20 protein-coding genes are annotated in these 13675 nt (G+C 64.8%); 11 read left to right on the forward strand and 9 right to left on the reverse strand.

Going from position 1 to position 13675, the window contains the following annotated elements; translation table 11 throughout:
- The first annotated feature begins 41 nt into the window (after window positions 1–41).
- On the forward strand, window positions 42–827 hold the full coding sequence (locus tag AC5V87_RS19450; protein ID WP_495367488.1) for an SDR family NAD(P)-dependent oxidoreductase: 786 nt from the start codon (window positions 42–44) through the stop codon (window positions 825–827).
- Here the strand turns inward: AC5V87_RS19450 and AC5V87_RS19455 are convergent.
- The 3 genes from AC5V87_RS19455 to AC5V87_RS19465 form a co-directional block, all read right to left on the reverse strand.
- Window positions 824–1054, reverse strand: a complete 231-nt coding sequence (locus AC5V87_RS19455; protein WP_235546697.1) for a DUF6894 family protein — start codon at window positions 1052–1054, stop codon at window positions 824–826. The two genes, AC5V87_RS19450 and AC5V87_RS19455, sit on opposite strands and share 4 nt — an antisense overlap.
- A 56-nt stretch (window positions 1055–1110) precedes the next feature.
- Window positions 1111–1383, reverse strand: coding sequence for a hypothetical protein (locus AC5V87_RS19460; RefSeq protein ID WP_495367489.1), 273 nt, complete (start codon window positions 1381–1383; stop codon window positions 1111–1113).
- 190 nt (window positions 1384–1573) lie between these two features.
- Entirely contained in the window at window positions 1574–2578 is a 1005-nt protein-coding gene (locus tag AC5V87_RS19465) for a hypothetical protein (RefSeq protein ID WP_495367490.1), read from the reverse strand.
- A gap of 324 nt (window positions 2579–2902) precedes the next feature.
- Between AC5V87_RS19465 and AC5V87_RS19470 the strand changes: the two genes are divergently transcribed.
- Entirely contained in the window at window positions 2903–3499 is a 597-nt protein-coding gene (locus AC5V87_RS19470; RefSeq protein ID WP_456843346.1) for a L,D-transpeptidase, read from the forward strand.
- Between the two features lie 151 nt (window positions 3500–3650).
- A complete protein-coding gene (locus AC5V87_RS19475) occupies window positions 3651–3848 on the forward strand; it encodes a hypothetical protein (RefSeq protein ID WP_495367491.1) in 198 nt (65 codons plus the stop codon).
- A gap of 18 nt (window positions 3849–3866) precedes the next feature.
- Here the strand turns inward: AC5V87_RS19475 and AC5V87_RS19480 are convergent, their stop codons facing one another.
- Entirely contained in the window at window positions 3867–4298 is a 432-nt protein-coding gene (locus AC5V87_RS19480) for a COG4315 family predicted lipoprotein (protein ID WP_495367492.1), read from the reverse strand.
- Window positions 4299–4483: 185 nt separating this feature from the next.
- A complete protein-coding gene (locus AC5V87_RS19485) occupies window positions 4484–4942 on the reverse strand; it encodes a MarR family winged helix-turn-helix transcriptional regulator (protein WP_456838710.1) in 459 nt (152 codons plus the stop codon).
- Window positions 4943–5044: 102 nt separating this feature from the next.
- Between AC5V87_RS19485 and AC5V87_RS19490 the strand changes: the two genes are divergently transcribed.
- From AC5V87_RS19490 to AC5V87_RS19500, 3 genes are all read left to right on the forward strand, one after another.
- Entirely contained in the window at window positions 5045–6967 is a 1923-nt protein-coding gene (locus tag AC5V87_RS19490) for an FAD-binding monooxygenase (RefSeq protein ID WP_495367493.1), read from the forward strand.
- Window positions 6968–7120: 153 nt separating this feature from the next.
- Window positions 7121–8110 (forward strand): SH3 domain-containing protein, encoded by a 990-nt coding sequence (locus AC5V87_RS19495; RefSeq protein ID WP_495367494.1) that lies wholly within the window; start codon window positions 7121–7123, stop codon window positions 8108–8110.
- A 174-nt stretch (window positions 8111–8284) separates the two neighbouring features.
- Window positions 8285–8563 (forward strand): hypothetical protein, encoded by a 279-nt coding sequence (locus AC5V87_RS19500; RefSeq protein ID WP_456838707.1) that lies wholly within the window; start codon window positions 8285–8287, stop codon window positions 8561–8563.
- On the opposite strand, the gene AC5V87_RS19505 is transcribed toward AC5V87_RS19500, so the two are convergent.
- The gene (locus AC5V87_RS19505; protein WP_495367495.1) at window positions 8478–8789 is read right to left on the reverse strand and encodes a DUF3551 domain-containing protein; all 312 of its coding nucleotides are present in this window, start codon (window positions 8787–8789) and stop codon (window positions 8478–8480) included. The two genes, AC5V87_RS19500 and AC5V87_RS19505, sit on opposite strands and share 86 nt — an antisense overlap.
- 218 nt (window positions 8790–9007) lie before the next feature.
- On the opposite strand from AC5V87_RS19505, the gene AC5V87_RS19510 reads away from it, so the two are divergent.
- On the forward strand, window positions 9008–9187 hold the full coding sequence (locus tag AC5V87_RS19510) for a hypothetical protein (RefSeq protein WP_456843577.1): 180 nt from the start codon (window positions 9008–9010) through the stop codon (window positions 9185–9187).
- A gap of 74 nt (window positions 9188–9261) precedes the next feature.
- Window positions 9262–9582 (forward strand): hypothetical protein, encoded by a 321-nt coding sequence (locus tag AC5V87_RS19515; protein WP_495367496.1) that lies wholly within the window; start codon window positions 9262–9264, stop codon window positions 9580–9582.
- On the opposite strand, the gene AC5V87_RS19520 is transcribed toward AC5V87_RS19515, so the two are convergent.
- The 3 genes from AC5V87_RS19520 to AC5V87_RS19530 all read right to left on the reverse strand — a co-directional run bounded on the left by AC5V87_RS19520 (window position 9579) and on the right by AC5V87_RS19530 (window position 11345).
- On the reverse strand, window positions 9579–10148 hold the full coding sequence (locus AC5V87_RS19520) for a TetR/AcrR family transcriptional regulator (RefSeq protein ID WP_456838704.1): 570 nt from the start codon (window positions 10146–10148) through the stop codon (window positions 9579–9581). The two genes, AC5V87_RS19515 and AC5V87_RS19520, sit on opposite strands and share 4 nt — an antisense overlap.
- Window positions 10148–10492 carry a DMT family transporter gene (locus tag AC5V87_RS19525; RefSeq protein ID WP_456838703.1) on the reverse strand — a complete coding sequence of 115 codons (345 nt, stop codon included), beginning with the start codon at window positions 10490–10492 and terminating at the stop codon, window positions 10148–10150. Before AC5V87_RS19525 ends, AC5V87_RS19520 begins: the two co-directional genes overlap by 1 nt.
- 187 nt (window positions 10493–10679) lie before the next feature.
- Entirely contained in the window at window positions 10680–11345 is a 666-nt protein-coding gene (locus AC5V87_RS19530; protein ID WP_495367497.1) for an O-methyltransferase, read from the reverse strand.
- A 98-nt stretch (window positions 11346–11443) separates the two neighbouring features.
- Here AC5V87_RS19530 and AC5V87_RS19535 point away from each other — a divergent pair, with 98 nt between their 5' ends.
- From AC5V87_RS19535 to pdxY, 3 genes are all read left to right on the forward strand, one after another.
- On the forward strand, window positions 11444–12088 hold the full coding sequence (locus AC5V87_RS19535) for a TetR/AcrR family transcriptional regulator (protein ID WP_456838701.1): 645 nt from the start codon (window positions 11444–11446) through the stop codon (window positions 12086–12088).
- 87 nt (window positions 12089–12175) lie between these two features.
- Complete coding sequence (locus tag AC5V87_RS19540; protein WP_495367498.1) at window positions 12176–12817, forward strand: FMN-binding negative transcriptional regulator; 642 nt, start codon at window positions 12176–12178, stop codon at window positions 12815–12817.
- Window positions 12818–12854: 37 nt separating this feature from the next.
- A complete protein-coding gene (pdxY, locus tag AC5V87_RS19545; RefSeq protein ID WP_495367499.1) occupies window positions 12855–13673 on the forward strand; it encodes a pyridoxal kinase in 819 nt (272 codons plus the stop codon).
- Window positions 13674–13675 lie beyond the last annotated feature (2 nt).

The following is a 13675-nucleotide window of genomic DNA, read 5'->3' on the forward strand; positions in this document are numbered from 1 at the left end:
GTGCGCTATCAGAGCCGGTACCCCCGGCCACGGAGAGCGACATGAGCCTGTTCAGCACGCCGTTCGATCCCGCCCACGACACCGCGCTCGTCACCGGCGCCGGCAACGGCATCGGCCGGGCGATCGCGCTGGGCCTGGTTGGCGAGGGCATCCGGACCATGTTCGCGGATGTGAGCGCGGAGCGGGTGAGCGCCGCGATCGGCGCTAGCAAAACGCCTGAGCTGGCGGTGCCCTGGGTCGGCGATCTCGCGCAGCTCGAGGCTTGCGACGAGCTGCTGGCCTCGGCCCATGCCGTGCTGGGCGACGTCACGCATTTCGTCCACAGCGCCTCGCCGCCGCGGCGCGAGGCCGATCACGCGCTCGCGGTCGACCGCAGGACGTGGCAGGAGATGCACGCCGTCAATCTCGATGCCGGCTTTCATCTGGCGCGCGGGATCGCAACACGGCTGATCGCGTTGAGGCGGCCCGGCTCCTTCCTGTTCCTCACCTCGCTGCATGCGGGCACGCCGCGCAACCTGCCGCATTATTCGACGGCGAAGGCGGGGATGGCGATGCTGGTGAAGGAGCTCGCGAAGACCTTTGGCCGTCACAACATCCGCGTCAACGCGCTGGTGCCCGGTGCGATCGCGGCCGGCGGGTTCGTCGCCGATGCCTCGCTGGCGAAGCACATTCCGCTCGGACGCCTCGGCGAAGCAAACGACCTCGCGCCGATGGCGCTCACGGTGCTCTCGAACAAGCTGTCAGCTTACGTCACCGGCGCAGCGTTCGTCGTCGACGGCGGACTATCGCTGACGAACTGGTTCGAAGCGCCGGAGCTGGAAGATTAGCGCTGCCAGGCCGGCACGGGATCGAGCGGGGTGCGATAGACCTCATTGTGATCGCGATCGGTAACGCGCACCGCGCAACCCTTCTGCTGCAGCTCCGGTTTCACCTGCGACAGCTCGCATGCGAGCTGAACGGCGCGATCCGAAGCGACCTCGATGTCTTCGAGGATGATTCCGCCCTGGTTCTTGAACTCTTCACCAACCACGAGATCGAAGGAGTAGTATGGCATCCGAACTCTCCGGTGTGACGACCCAAATTCCCAAACGAAGACTTCGAAGCAAGTCTTCAAAACATGCTGGATCGTACCACTGAGTCGTTATTTATCGGATGAACAAGCCGCATAATCTCTGTGCCTAAGGCGCAGAAATGATGAGCAATGAACGGCGGCGTTAAGATTTTATTAAGCATGTCCACGCGATCATGAGGCATGAAATTGCAGCAGAACCGGGCTCCGGGAACCGGCAGCTGCAAGAGAAGGCCGGCGGCATAGATCCCGACGGCCTTTTCTCTTGAGGCTTTCGTCGCGCAAATTTGCTTCACGAAAGCTTCCTTGGCCATGACGAGTCAGCATCACTTCCCGTAATCACCCGGACTCAACGCATCAGCTCGACTCGGACAGCGTGCAGCGATGCTGGCGCGCGTCTAAAGCGCGATGAGATTGGGTTGAATCCTCATCGCGCTTTAGGTTGTTGTTTGCCCATGATCTTTATCTTTTCGGGAAACCGCTTCGCGCTTTCCGGATCATGCTTTAGTGCACCGGCATCGGCGGACGCACGACAGGTCCGTCGTCATCCGCAACTGCCTGCGTCGTCGTTACAGGTGGGGCCGGCGGCGGGGCTGCGGCCGCCTGTGACGGCGGTGGCGGTGGCGGTGCGGGCGAGTAGGCCGGCATGTAGGTGTGCGACACGGCCGGCTTCGGTTTGCGAACCGGCGGCGGTGCAGGTCGTGGCGGAATGGCAGACAGGCGTGCGCGCGGGTCGACCGGCTTGACCTCGGCCACGGGCTTCGGCGCGGGCGGCTTGGTCATCTCGCGGGCCAGCTGCTCCTGGCCGGACTTCAGCTCGGCGACGGTCGTCTTGAGCTGCTCGATCTGCTGCGCCATCGCGGCGATGTCGCGCGTCATCGACTCCATCGATTGTGTGGCATCGGGCTGCGCTGCTGCGGTGGCGGCGGCAGGCTGAGGTGGAGGCGGCGAGGCCGGTTGATCGGCGATCTGATCGGTCGCCGCCGGCGGAGCCTCAGCTGTCGCTGGCGGGGCGGCCTGCGCAGCGGCGACCGGCGCCGTCTGCGAAGTCGCAGGCAGCAGCGAGGCCAATGCGGGTGTCCATCGCGCGAGTGCCGGTGTCCATTGCGCAAGTATCTGCCTCGCGGTGTCGCCGTGCTGCTCCCAGGCGATCGCAGCCGCCGCGCTGCCGCCGGCAAACAGACACGCGACGAATGCGCCGCGCAGCCATCTGCCGACCGCGGATCGCTTCTGCCGGCCATGACCATCGCCAGCCTCGACGCGTACCGCGGTGTCGACCGACGGAGCGGCAGCTGGCGCGCCGTAGACGATGCTGATTTTGGGCTCCGGTGCGAACTTCGGCTCCGGACGGAGCGTGATCTCGGGCGCCAGCGTCGGAGAAACGCTGATGGGCCGCGAAGCCCGCACCATATCCGGAGAGATCTGAACCGCGTCGTGCGGATCGTTGTCCTTGATCGTGTCCTTCACGATCTCATCGACGATTTGCTTGCTGTTCAGCGTCGCGAGCATCGCAGCTCCTTTGAAGCGCTCTTGGTCCGCATTGGCGCGAGCCGATTCGTTGAGGTGAGCCCATTCCCAAGTCCCATGACGCACGAGTCCAGTCGGGTTTGACCAAAGCAAGGCGGGGTGGTGGAGATGATGCGGCGCTCTTCCGCCGTTTGTGGTGATGGAACCCGCCCGATCGAACACGCGCAATTGTTCCGGCCTGCCTTGTTTTCAGCACGATTTGGGCAGCATCTAGTACGTACGGCTGGGGGCGCTATCGGGGGGCCGGTGGTGCCAAAATCTCTGATCACTCTGTTCGTCGTTGCCTTGCTGCCGCTTGGCGGCTGCATGCAGGCAACGCTCTCGCCGTCGACGGATGCGAGCATGACGCCGCGCGACCGGCAGTTGCTCGCACATACGCCCTACGCGCAGGCCAGCGTGCCTGAGCAATATCTCCGTCACATCGTCGATTATCCGCGCAAGGAGCAGCCGGGCACGATCCTGGTCGATACCGACGCGCGCTATCTCTATTACGTGCTGCCCGGGGGCAAGGCGATCCGCTACGGCGTCGCGGTCGGAGAGGAGGCGATGGCCTTCTCCGGCGTCGCGCGTGTCGGGCGTCTCGCGGAATGGCCGGACTGGGTCCCGACCGCAGAGATCCAGGCGCGGCTCGGGCCGTATCCGGCGCGCGTTCCCGGCGGTCCCGCCAATCCGCTGGGCGCCCGCGGCATCTATCTTTATGTCGGCAACAAGGACACGCTCTACCGCATCCACGGCACCAACCAGCCCGAATATATCGGGCAGGCGATCTCGTCCGGCTGCATCCGGATGCGCAACGAGGACGTCATCGACCTCTACGACCGCGTGAAGCTCAACTCGACCGTGGTGGTGCTGCCGCCCGGGCAGAATGCGCGAGTCGAGGCCGGGTCCGGCTGGCGCGGGTGAGGCGCGGGACTGGGTCCGAAGCGTAGCGGCCACAGCGCTCACTCAGGCGTGAAGGCGCGCGCGATCGGTGCGTCGTCAAGAGTGAAATACCTCACAGCCGTTTTGCTGCGGTTGCGCTATGCCTCCATGGCTCGTTGCCATTGGAGGCATCATGCAGAAATTCTTTCATTCATTGAATGAGACTGATCGCCGTGTCGTCCGCAGGTGGCGGATCGTGACACTCGGCTTTTACGGATCGCTCGTGGCCGGCATGGCGCTCTTTGTGGCGATGCATTGGAATGCGGAGGTGAATTACGCCTCGGTCGATTCCAGTGTGCACGCGAAAACCGTCAGAACGTCGGGGCGTTAAGCCATCTGCCGGCGCCCTTTATTCGTCGGGTCGTGCGATGCGCCATTGCAACGTCGTGGCGTTGCCGTTGGCATCGCCAGGCGCCTTGTCGGCGGGTGACGTATAGAGCGGGCGATAGCGGTAGGCCCACATCTTGCTGCCGTCGTTGCGGCTGATCACGGTGAAGTCGCCGACCGCTTTGGCATCGGCGGTTGCTGCCAGCGGCACCCAACTTTCGGTGCACTTGCCGTTGCAATTCGAGGTCTTTCCTGTGGTGTCCCGCTCGTAATAGTAGAGCGTCATGCCCTTGAGATCGACGAGCTTGGGACCCTGCTTGGTCAGGACCACCTTCGCTGGTGCGCTGGTCGCCTCGGGCTTCGGCAGAGGAGGGGCATCGCCGCCATGGCCGTTCGCGAGCGCAGGAGCGGTCGAGAGCGCGACCGCCGCGGCAAAAATCACCAATCTGCGCATTCCAAGCTCCCGAGCGGCAAAGTTAATCGCGCGTTAAGCGCCGAATGTTGCCGACGGTAGCAGCCGAAGGTTAGTTCCAGGTTTCGCAGGCCTGCGACGATTGCAGACAGCAATACCGGCTTGTGCCTTTTTTGTTTGACGCGTTTTCTTGACGCGACCCGGCACCCACTTCGCGCGAAAACACTTTAGACCTCGCGCAGCGGGGCGCGGCTGAGCTCATTGCCGGCGGCAATGGCCTTGCGCAGCAGTCGCACCAACTCGTCGCCTTCTTTGGCGGTAAGGCCGCGCAGCATGGTGCGCTGGGCCGACTCCACCGCCGGCGTGATCCTGCGCAGCGTGCGCCGGCCCTCGTCGGTGATCTCGAGCTCGCGGGCACGGCGGTCGCGAGGGCTCGCGCGGCGCTCGGCGAGGCCTTTCTGGACGAGGCGGTCGATCACGCCGGTGATGGTGGTGCGGTCATAGGCGATCAGGCCGGCAAGCGTCACCTGATCGAGCCCTGGATTGGCCTTGATGGTCGCGAGCGCGGCGTATTGCACCGGCGTGAGGTCGAAGCCGGCATCGCCGACTTCGGCCAGAAATACCGCCACCGCGATCTGCTGGAATCGGCGCGCCAGATGTCCGGGCATGTCGTTGTGGTCTTTCACCGAATTCTCCTTTCGCACGCAGAGCGATGGCGCGTTGACAAGTATACTGATAGTCAGCATACTGAGCAATACCCAAACAGAACATTGCCGGGAGAGGTGCTCATGCAATTCCATCTCAATGGATTTCAGCCGGGCGATCCCGAGATCGCCGATCCCGCCGAACGCGTGCAGGCTTCGGGCGCTGCCGGCGCGGTGCCCGCCGAGGTCGATGTCCTCATCGTCGGCTGCGGCCCTGCGGGCCTGACGCTCGCCGCCCAGCTCGCGCAATTCCCTGACGTCAAGACCTGCATCGTCGAGCAGAAGCCGGGCCGGCTGCTGGTCGGGCAGGCCGACGGCATTGCCTGCCGCACCATGGAGATGTTCCACGCATATGGCTTCAGCGAGCGCGTGCTGAAGGAGGCGTATTGGGTCAACGAGACCACGTTCTGGAAGCCCGATGAGCGGACGCCGGAAAAGATCGTGCGCAGCGGCCGGGTACAGGACGTCGAGGACGGCCTGTCGGAATTCCCCCACGTCATCCTGAACCAGGCGCGCATCCATGACGGCTTTCTCGACGTCATGCGCAAATCGCCGGCCAAGCTCGAGCCGCATTACAGCCGCCGCCTGCTCGATCTTGCGGTCGATCCGGCCGCGGGTCCCGCCGATCATGCCGTGACCGTGCGTCTCGAACGCGTCGATGCCGGAAGCGAGGGTAAGGTCGAGACCATCAAGGCGCGCTACGTCGTCGGCTGCGACGGCGCGCGCAGCACGGTGCGCAAGTCGATCGGCCGCGAGCTGCATGGCGATTCCGCCAACCACGCTTGGGGCGTGATGGACGTGCTGGCGGTGACCGATTTTCCGGACATCCGCTTCAAGGCGCTGATCCAGTCGGCGAAGGACGGTAGCCTGCTGATCATTCCGCGCGAGGGCGGCTACATGGCGCGCCTCTATGTCGAGCTCGCCAAGCTCGAAATCGGCGAGCGCGTCGCCAACCGCAACATCACCGCCGAGGACGTGATCGCGAAAGCGCAGCGGATCCTCAAACCCCATACGCTCGAAGTGAAGGAGATCGCCTGGTGGTCGGTCTATGAGATCGGCCAGCGCCTGACCGACAAGTTCGACGACGTGCCGGAGGCCGAGATCGCGACGCGCCTGCCGCGCATCTTCATCGCCGGGGATGCCTGCCATACCCACAGCCCGAAAGCGGGTCAGGGCATGAACGTCTCGATGCAGGACGCCTTCAATCTCGGCTGGAAGCTTGCCGCGGTGCTGCGCAAGCAGTGCGCACCACACCTGCTGCATTCCTATTCGGCCGAGCGCCAGGCGGTGGCGAAGGAGCTGATCGATTTCGACCGTGAGTGGGCAGGAATTTTGGCGTCCGCTGCCAAGGCCGGCGGCGCCGATGCCGCCAAGACGCAGGACTATTTTGTCAGGCACGGCCGCTACACCGCGGGCACGGCAACGCATTATGGACCATCGATCCTCACCGCAGCGACCTCACATCAGCACCTCGCTAGAGGCCTCGTCATCGGCAAGCGTTTTCACTCTGCGCCGGTGATCCGGCTCGGCGATGCCAAGCCGGTGCATCTCGGCCATGCCGCGCAGGCGGACGGCCGGTTCCGGATCTACGCGTTTTCTCCTGCGGAAGATCCCGCGGCCGCGGGTTCGGCCATTCGCGCGCTGTGCAATTTCCTCACCAGCGCGAAAAAATCGCCGGTGCGGCGCTATACGCCCGCTGGCGCCGACATCGACAGCGTGATCGATCTGCGTGCAGTCTTCCAGCAGGATCATCGCGATCTGGCGATTGAGGCGATGCCGCCACTGCTGCTCCCGCGCAAGGGCCGCTATGGTCTCATCGACTATGAGAAGATGTTCTGTGCCGACTCCAAGAGCGGCCACGATGTGTTCGCCATGCGCGGCATCGACCGGAAGGCCGGCTGCATGGTCGTGGTGCGGCCGGACCAGTATGTCGCGACCGTGCTGCCGATCGATGATTTTGCTGCGCTTGCGTCGTACTTCGACGGCTTCATGCTGCAAGCGAGCTGAGGGCATACAGCGCTCCCAGCGCGCTGCGCCGATGAACGACGAATGAATATTGAACCGCGTACGGCGTGCATCTCAATCTTTCGACGGATGCGACGGCTGCACGCGGAACGCTCGGTTCAATGGTGCGTTCGGCCCTGAGAGGAGGAACATGCCATGAGACTCAAAAGCTTTTTGGTTGCAGCATTGCTGCTCGCCCCGACGGCCGCGCTGGCCGCGCCGGGCATCGTCACCGTCTCGACCGGGCTGCGCGCCGGTCCGGGTTCGGGCTTTCCCCTGGTCGATCGCATCCCTGAGGGCGCCCGCGTCAACATCCATGGCTGCCTGCGCGGCAATGCCTGGTGCGACGTGAGCTTCTCGGATGATCGCGGCTGGGTGTCGTCGCAATATCTCGAATATCTCTACCGTAACCACTACGTCTATCTCCCTGACTACGCCGACGAGATCGACGTCCCCGTCGTCCCCTTCGTGCTGACCTCGTATTGGTCGAACTACTACGAGGGCCGGCCGTGGTATCGGCGCCACGCCTACTGGAATAATTACTGGACCTCGCACCAGCGTCTCGCGACACGGATGACGATCGATCCGCGTGCGGCCCGCATCGGCCGTGCGGCGACGCGCGACGCGGCGGTCGCATTGGGACGCGAGGGTGTGCACGGCAGGGCTAACGTCAGGAGTGACACCGTCGTCTCCGGACGCGACGCCGCGACCGCACGCCACGACGCTGCGATCGGCAGACGCGACATCGCGGTGACGGCGGACCGGACCCGCACGGTGCGAAGCGAGCGCTTCGCGCATGAGCAGATCAACACGCCGAGCCGCAATCCGCGCGATGCGCAGGCGCGTATGATGCATGAGCAAGCGGCGGGCCGCGCTGCCGTGCATGTGCAGCCGATGTCACGTGCGCATGAAGCGCCGCGCGTGTCAGCGGCGCCGTCGGCCCGGCCGGCGATGCCGCATGTGGCACAGCCGAACGTGAGCCATGGTGCGCCGATGAACGCTCACGCGCAGATGCCGGCGCCGCGCGCGACGGCGCCTACGATGTCGCATGCCGGCGGCGGCGGTGCCGCGCACATCAATGCTCCTGCTCCGCATGGCGGTGGTGCGCCGGCCGGCGGCCCCGGCGGCGGTCATCAGAAGCATTAATTTAGTGTTGCGACGAAAGCCCGGTCTCCGTGCCGGGCTTTCCGTTTGGACCACCGCGAGTTCCCTGCGCGTACAATTTAAGAAAGTTCTTCGCGGGCAGATTTCATCGATCGTAAGATGTCTGCCCAAAGATGTCGGCATCCACTCGGGGCAGCGGGGCACGGGAGGATGACGATGAGACAGAGCCAGGCGGAAACGCGCCGCCAAAATGTCGCGAAGCGTTCGATGACCAAGGAGGCCAAGCAGCTGGCCAGCTTGATCGCCGGACTGCGCAAATCTCTCGACGGGATCCACAAAGAGCGGGCGAACTCAAAGCTCACCGGCGCCGAGATGGGTATGCTCGACGAACGCCGCAACAATCTGCTGCTCACCATCGCAGCCTTGGACGATCGCCTCTCGGCGGTGCAAGGGCTGATCGATCTCGGCCGCCCTCACGTGATCCGCGTGCACTGAGCGGATGCAGGCGCTTAGCGGTTCCGTCGCGGCGGCGATGGGCCCGGGCCCGGTGGCGATTTTGCACAGCATAGGGATTGGCAAAGCACTGGGCGGACTGCCCGGATGCAGTCGCCGCGCATTCTGCCATCGCCATGAAACTGCAAGCGATGGAACTGCCGTCGAGGGTATAGACCTCGATGCAGACTGGCTGGCGCGGATCGTAGGTTTGCGCCTCCACCGGCACAGAGCCGGGCAGGGCGTGCCAAGCAGGCTTACGACAAGCAAGCGCACGACAAGCAGAATCGCGTTCTTGACGCGTGACATGATCCCTTCTTCGTTCAGGCAGGATCGAGGCACAATGCTGCCGTGGATGGCATCAAATTGCCATGCTCCCGGCGAATTGCCGCCAAAGCCCGCTGCCACGAGGGAGAGGGGTGGCAGGGCAACGCAAGGGGATGCGCATTGGCCTATAAAATGGTCGCAGAACGCGACAACGAGAAGTGCAGTTTTGCCCGCGAAAGCCGGTTGCTGATCGTGGCGAAGGCGAAGGTATGGGCGAGCGAGGGATGGCAGGTTGTCATCACCGACCAGGACGGCAAGTCGTACACTCCGCCCGAATTCGATCAGTTGTTGGTGGCGTGACTGCCGACGGGGCTAGGGGGCGACTGGATTTGACGACGCTATTTCGACCAGGGCGCGAGGTTATCGCGCCTTTGATGACTCTCGCAGCCGCTACCGCGCTGACGGCAACGATCGCGTCCGCACAAAATCTCGACGCCGGCAAACCACCTGCAAAACTGTTCGCGGACGGCTGCGCGACCTGTCACCGCAGCCCGCGGGGATTGGCCAAGGGGCGTTTCAGCGTGACTCTCGCCTGGTTCCTGAAGGACCATTACGCAACCGGCCCGGACTCCGCCAAGGCGCTCGCTGCCTATTTGCAGTCCGTCGATGAACCGCCGCCAAGCGCCGCGGGCAAGCCTCGCGCAAAAGCCTCCCGGGCCGCGTCGCATCCACCCAAGCCGGTGCAGAGCCCTTAGCCGCGCCGGTAGGTCTGCGCGATCAGGCGATCGTGGACGGCGCGCAGCTCGGCGTTCATCCGCGTTTGTCCCGTCGTGACATAGGACAGCCAGGCGCCGTCGGCGGCGAGGCGGACGACATGGAGCCCGGGCGTTGCGTCAGTCGCGCGATGACGTTTCAGGCGCGCCTTCATCCAGTCGTTCCAGAGCCGGCGCAATGACGGATCGGTGACGGCCACCATGCTCAGCGCCGCCCAGGGCGTTGCGAATCCGAACGCCTGGCCGGTGAATACCGCATTGACATAGGCGCGCGTAAAGCTGCCGCGCGGCTTGGGATCGGCGTCGATAGCGGCGTCGATCTCGGCATCGACACGGGCGAGAAGATCGGCGAACAGGCCCTCGATCAGCGCCTGCTTGCTACCGAAATGATGAAACAGTCCGCCCTTGGTGACGCCGGCCGCTGCCGCGACCGCCTGCACCGTGACCCCCGACACGCCATGATCCATGGCGATCGCCGCGGCGCAGTCGAGCAGGGCGCGCCGCACTTGCTCGGGCTGCTTGGCGCGGGTGTAGGCGCTGTCCGCCATCAATGCACCGTGGTCTCCGAGAACAGGTTGATGACCACGACCCCCGATACGATCAGCGCGATGCCGACGAAGGCCGCGGCGTCGAGCATCTGCCGGAACAGCACGAAGGAGAGGGTCGCGGTCAGGATGATGCCGACGCCGCCCCAGATCGCATACGCGATGCTCAGCGGAATGACCCGGATCGCCACCGACAGCGCGTAGAACGAGGCGACGTAGAACAGCACCATGGCCAGCGTCGGCCACGGCCGCGTGAACTGTGCGGATTGCTGGAGGAACGCGGACGCCGTGACCTCGAACACGATGGCGAGGGCAAGCGCTGCGTAGGCATTGACGGCTGAGGTCATGGTCAATCAGGTGTTTTTCGCTCGAAAGATACCGCGCGGTAGGTATGTTTAGGACGCGCAACGTGGCTTTTGGCTGGACGAGCTATCACGAGTGAGTGACGCGCCTGCGACAGGGGGAATACGGCGCAAAGCCGCCGCACGACGATCGTGCGGCTGCCTTGAATGATCGTAGCGGCTCCGGCTCGCGTTAGTTGATTCGCACGGAGAGCTCGACGTCGTCGGCAAAGCCCGTGGACATGTAGCCGCTGCCGGGCCTGCGCACGCGCGCGAGGTAGTCGGGGCTGAAGTCGGCATTGTCGGCGACAACGATCGCGCCCGGCCTGAGATGGCTTTCGACCAGATCCAGGATATCCGGGTAGAGCGCTTTGGCGCCGTCGAGCAGCACGAGATCAATCGTCTCGGGCAGATCCGTGCGAAGCGTCTTCAGCGCATCGCCCTCGCGGATTTCGACGAGATCGATCAGGCCGCCGGCCGACAGGTTCTCCCGCGCCCGCGCGGCCTTGGATGGCTCGAACTCGCTGGTGATGAGGCGGCCGCCGCCATTGTCGCGCAAGCCTGCGGCAAGGTGCAGGGTCGAGAGTCCGAACGAGGTGCCGAACTCGACGATCGCCCTGGCGCGGGAGCTGCGCGTCAGCATGTAGAGCAGCATGCCCGTCTCGCGCGACACCGCAAGCGGTGCGTCCTTCAGGCGGCCATAGAGCTCGGCGTAATCGGTCTTGCTCCGCATCATCCGCGCCCGGTCGGCATCGGACAGGTCGGCGACAGCGGCTTGCGTTGCATCGCTTGCGGCTTCGGCCTCGAGGAACAGGCGGTTCAGCAGCGGCGCAAGCGATGTGATGGTCGGGGTGGTCATTCGAGGATCTCCGGGATCGGCGGGAAAGCGCGTGCTTGCGCGGAGCCTGGAATACGACTAATTCGTCGCATTTCCTATTCGCATTGCCGGGGTGTGCCATGGCCGATCGTCGAAGCCGTTCAGTTTCCTCACGAAAACAGCCGCAGCAGGTCCGCTCCACCGAGCTGGTTGCGGCCATTCTGGATGCAGCTGTTCAGGTCCTGGCAAGGGAAGGGGCGCAGCGTTTCACAACGGCGCGGGTAGCGGAGCGGGCCGGGGTGAGTGTCGGGTCGCTCTACCAATATTTTCCGAACAAGGCCGCGATCCTGTTCCGCCTCCAGAGCGATGAGTGGCGGCGCACAAGCGAGATGCTGCGCGGCATTCTCGAAGACCGGGCGAGGCCGCCCCTGGCGCGGTTGCGCGCGCTGGTCCATGCCTTCATCCGCTCCGAGTGCGAGGAGGCTGCGATTCGCACGGCGCTCAGCGACGCGGCGCCGCTCTATCGCGACGCGCCCGAGGCGCAGGAGGCGCGGGCCGGGGGCGAGGGCGTCGTCGCGGCCTTCATGCGGGAGGCGCTGCCCAAGGTCTCGGATGCGACGCGCGAGCTCGCCGGCGAGCTGATCACGACGACATTGAGCGAGGTCGGCAAGCGGTTCTCGGAGACGTCGCGTAGCGAGGCTGAGATCGCACATCATGCCGACGGGCTGGCCGACATGTTCTGCGCCTATCTCGCGGAGCTCGCGCGAGGCCGGGATCATTCCTGACATCCGCATTTGCGCGCCGATATTGTTTCGGAATCCGGAGCATGATGGGTTAGCCTCGCACCGTCCTTCGTCCAGTGCGAGTCCGCCATGCATGTTCTCCGTCCCCAATTCCGCATCGAGGAGCAGCGCGCCCTGGGATTTGCCGCAGGGCGCGGCTTCGGCGTGATCGTGGCGGCGGATGAGCGCGGCCCGCGCGCCTCGCATGTGCCGTTCGTGCTGCATCAGCGCGACGGACGCGCGATCGTGCAGGTTCATTTCACGGCAAAGAATCCGCTTGTGTCGCTGGCGGACGGCAACAGGCGCTTCCTGCTGATCGTTGCCGGCGATGATGCCTACATTTCGAACGACTGGTATTTCTCACGCGACAACGTCTCGACCTGGCTCTACGAGGCCGTGCACCTATCGGTCGTGGCGCATCTGCGCGGGCTGGATGAGAACCGCGGACATGGCGATGCGTTGCTGGCGGTGGCGGAAGCGCGGCTTCCGAAACAGCCTTGGGACCTCGCAGAGATGGAGGGCGGCAAGCGCGAGAGCATGCTGGCTGCAATCCGGGTCGTCGATCTCGTGGTGGACCAGATCGAGGGACAGGCCAAGCTCAACCAGCACAAGCCCGATGCGGACCATGTCGCGGTGGCAAACCAGTTGGCGCGTTCGGAAGAGAGTGGGCATCGGCGGCTGGCGCGAAAGATGCGAGCGCTGCGGCCGGGGCTCGGGTATGAGATCCCTTAGCTTGCCACATCCAGCTTTTGATCCTACGGACCTCCGCATGCTCGTCATCTCCATTCAAAGCCAGGTGGTTCACGGCCACGTCGGCAACAGCGCGGCGGCCTATGCCATGCAGGCGGAGGGCGTAAACGTCGCGGCGGTGCCGACGACGCTGCTGTCGAACCATCCGCGCTATCCAACCCTGCGCGGTCGCGTGCTGGAAACCGAGCTCGTCGCCGATCTGCTGAGGGGTGTCGAGGAGCGCGGTCTCGTCGAGGAAGCGGCCGTGCTCGTGACCGGCTATCTCGGCTCGGTCGGCAACGCCGCTGTGATCGCCGATTTCGTCGAGCGGGCGCTCACGCGCAATTCGAAGCTGATCTATCTCTGCGATCCCGTGGTCGGCGACGATGGCCGCGTCTATGTCGCCGAAGGCATTCTGGACGTGGTGCGGCACCGTCTGCTGCCGGCCGCGAAGATCACGACGCCGAACCAGTTCGAGCTCGAGCTGCTGTCGGGCGTCGCGATTGCGGATGCGCAAGGCCTGCGTGCGGCGTGTTCGGCGCTCGCGGGGACCAGCCGCACCGATTTGGTCGCCACCGGCTGCACGCTCACTGATACGCCGGCCGGACAGGTGGAGACGATCCTCTGCGCGCATGGTCAATTGTCGCGCTTTGCAACGCCGCGTCTGCCGATCCGGCCCTATGGCACTGGCGATCTGCTCGCAGGCCTGATCGCGGCGCATCTGGCCAAGGGCCTGGCAATGGACGCAGCGGTGCGGCTCGCCGTCCACACCATCTTTGCGGTGCTGGTGCGCACGCAGCAAGCCGGCACCGCCGAGATGCGCCTCGTGCCGCTGCCGGTAACGGAGCCTAAATCGTAGCG

The sequence above is a fragment of the Bradyrhizobium sp. SOJA106 genome, from assembly GCF_059448745.1.

Bases quoted from the DNA above. Each gene is read 5' to 3' on its own strand.
- AC5V87_RS19450 (WP_495367488.1), top strand. From the start codon at position 42: ATGAGCCTGTTCAGCACGCCGTTCGATCCCGCCCACGACACCGCGCTC.
- AC5V87_RS19455 (WP_235546697.1), bottom strand. From the start codon at position 1,054: ATGCCATACTACTCCTTCGATCTCGTGGTTGGTGAAGAGTTCAAGAAC.
- AC5V87_RS19460 (WP_495367489.1), bottom strand. From the start codon at position 1,383: ATGGCCAAGGAAGCTTTCGTGAAGCAAATTTGCGCGACGAAAGCCTCA.
- AC5V87_RS19465 (WP_495367490.1), bottom strand. From the start codon at position 2,578: ATGCTCGCGACGCTGAACAGCAAGCAAATCGTCGATGAGATCGTGAAG.
- AC5V87_RS19470 (WP_456843346.1), top strand. From the start codon at position 2,903: ATGCAGGCAACGCTCTCGCCGTCGACGGATGCGAGCATGACGCCGCGC.
- AC5V87_RS19475 (WP_495367491.1), top strand. From the start codon at position 3,651: ATGCAGAAATTCTTTCATTCATTGAATGAGACTGATCGCCGTGTCGTC.
- AC5V87_RS19480 (WP_495367492.1), bottom strand. From the start codon at position 4,298: ATGCGCAGATTGGTGATTTTTGCCGCGGCGGTCGCGCTCTCGACCGCT.
- AC5V87_RS19490 (WP_495367493.1), top strand. From the start codon at position 5,045: ATGCAATTCCATCTCAATGGATTTCAGCCGGGCGATCCCGAGATCGCC.
- AC5V87_RS19495 (WP_495367494.1), top strand. From the start codon at position 7,121: ATGAGACTCAAAAGCTTTTTGGTTGCAGCATTGCTGCTCGCCCCGACG.
- AC5V87_RS19500 (WP_456838707.1), top strand. From the start codon at position 8,285: ATGAGACAGAGCCAGGCGGAAACGCGCCGCCAAAATGTCGCGAAGCGT.
- AC5V87_RS19515 (WP_495367496.1), top strand. From the start codon at position 9,262: ATGACTCTCGCAGCCGCTACCGCGCTGACGGCAACGATCGCGTCCGCA.
- AC5V87_RS19520 (WP_456838704.1), bottom strand. From the start codon at position 10,148: ATGGCGGACAGCGCCTACACCCGCGCCAAGCAGCCCGAGCAAGTGCGG.
- AC5V87_RS19525 (WP_456838703.1), bottom strand. From the start codon at position 10,492: ATGACCTCAGCCGTCAATGCCTACGCAGCGCTTGCCCTCGCCATCGTG.
- AC5V87_RS19530 (WP_495367497.1), bottom strand. From the start codon at position 11,345: ATGACCACCCCGACCATCACATCGCTTGCGCCGCTGCTGAACCGCCTG.
- AC5V87_RS19535 (WP_456838701.1), top strand. From the start codon at position 11,444: ATGGCCGATCGTCGAAGCCGTTCAGTTTCCTCACGAAAACAGCCGCAG.
- AC5V87_RS19540 (WP_495367498.1), top strand. From the start codon at position 12,176: ATGCATGTTCTCCGTCCCCAATTCCGCATCGAGGAGCAGCGCGCCCTG.
- pdxY (WP_495367499.1), top strand. From the start codon at position 12,855: ATGCTCGTCATCTCCATTCAAAGCCAGGTGGTTCACGGCCACGTCGGC.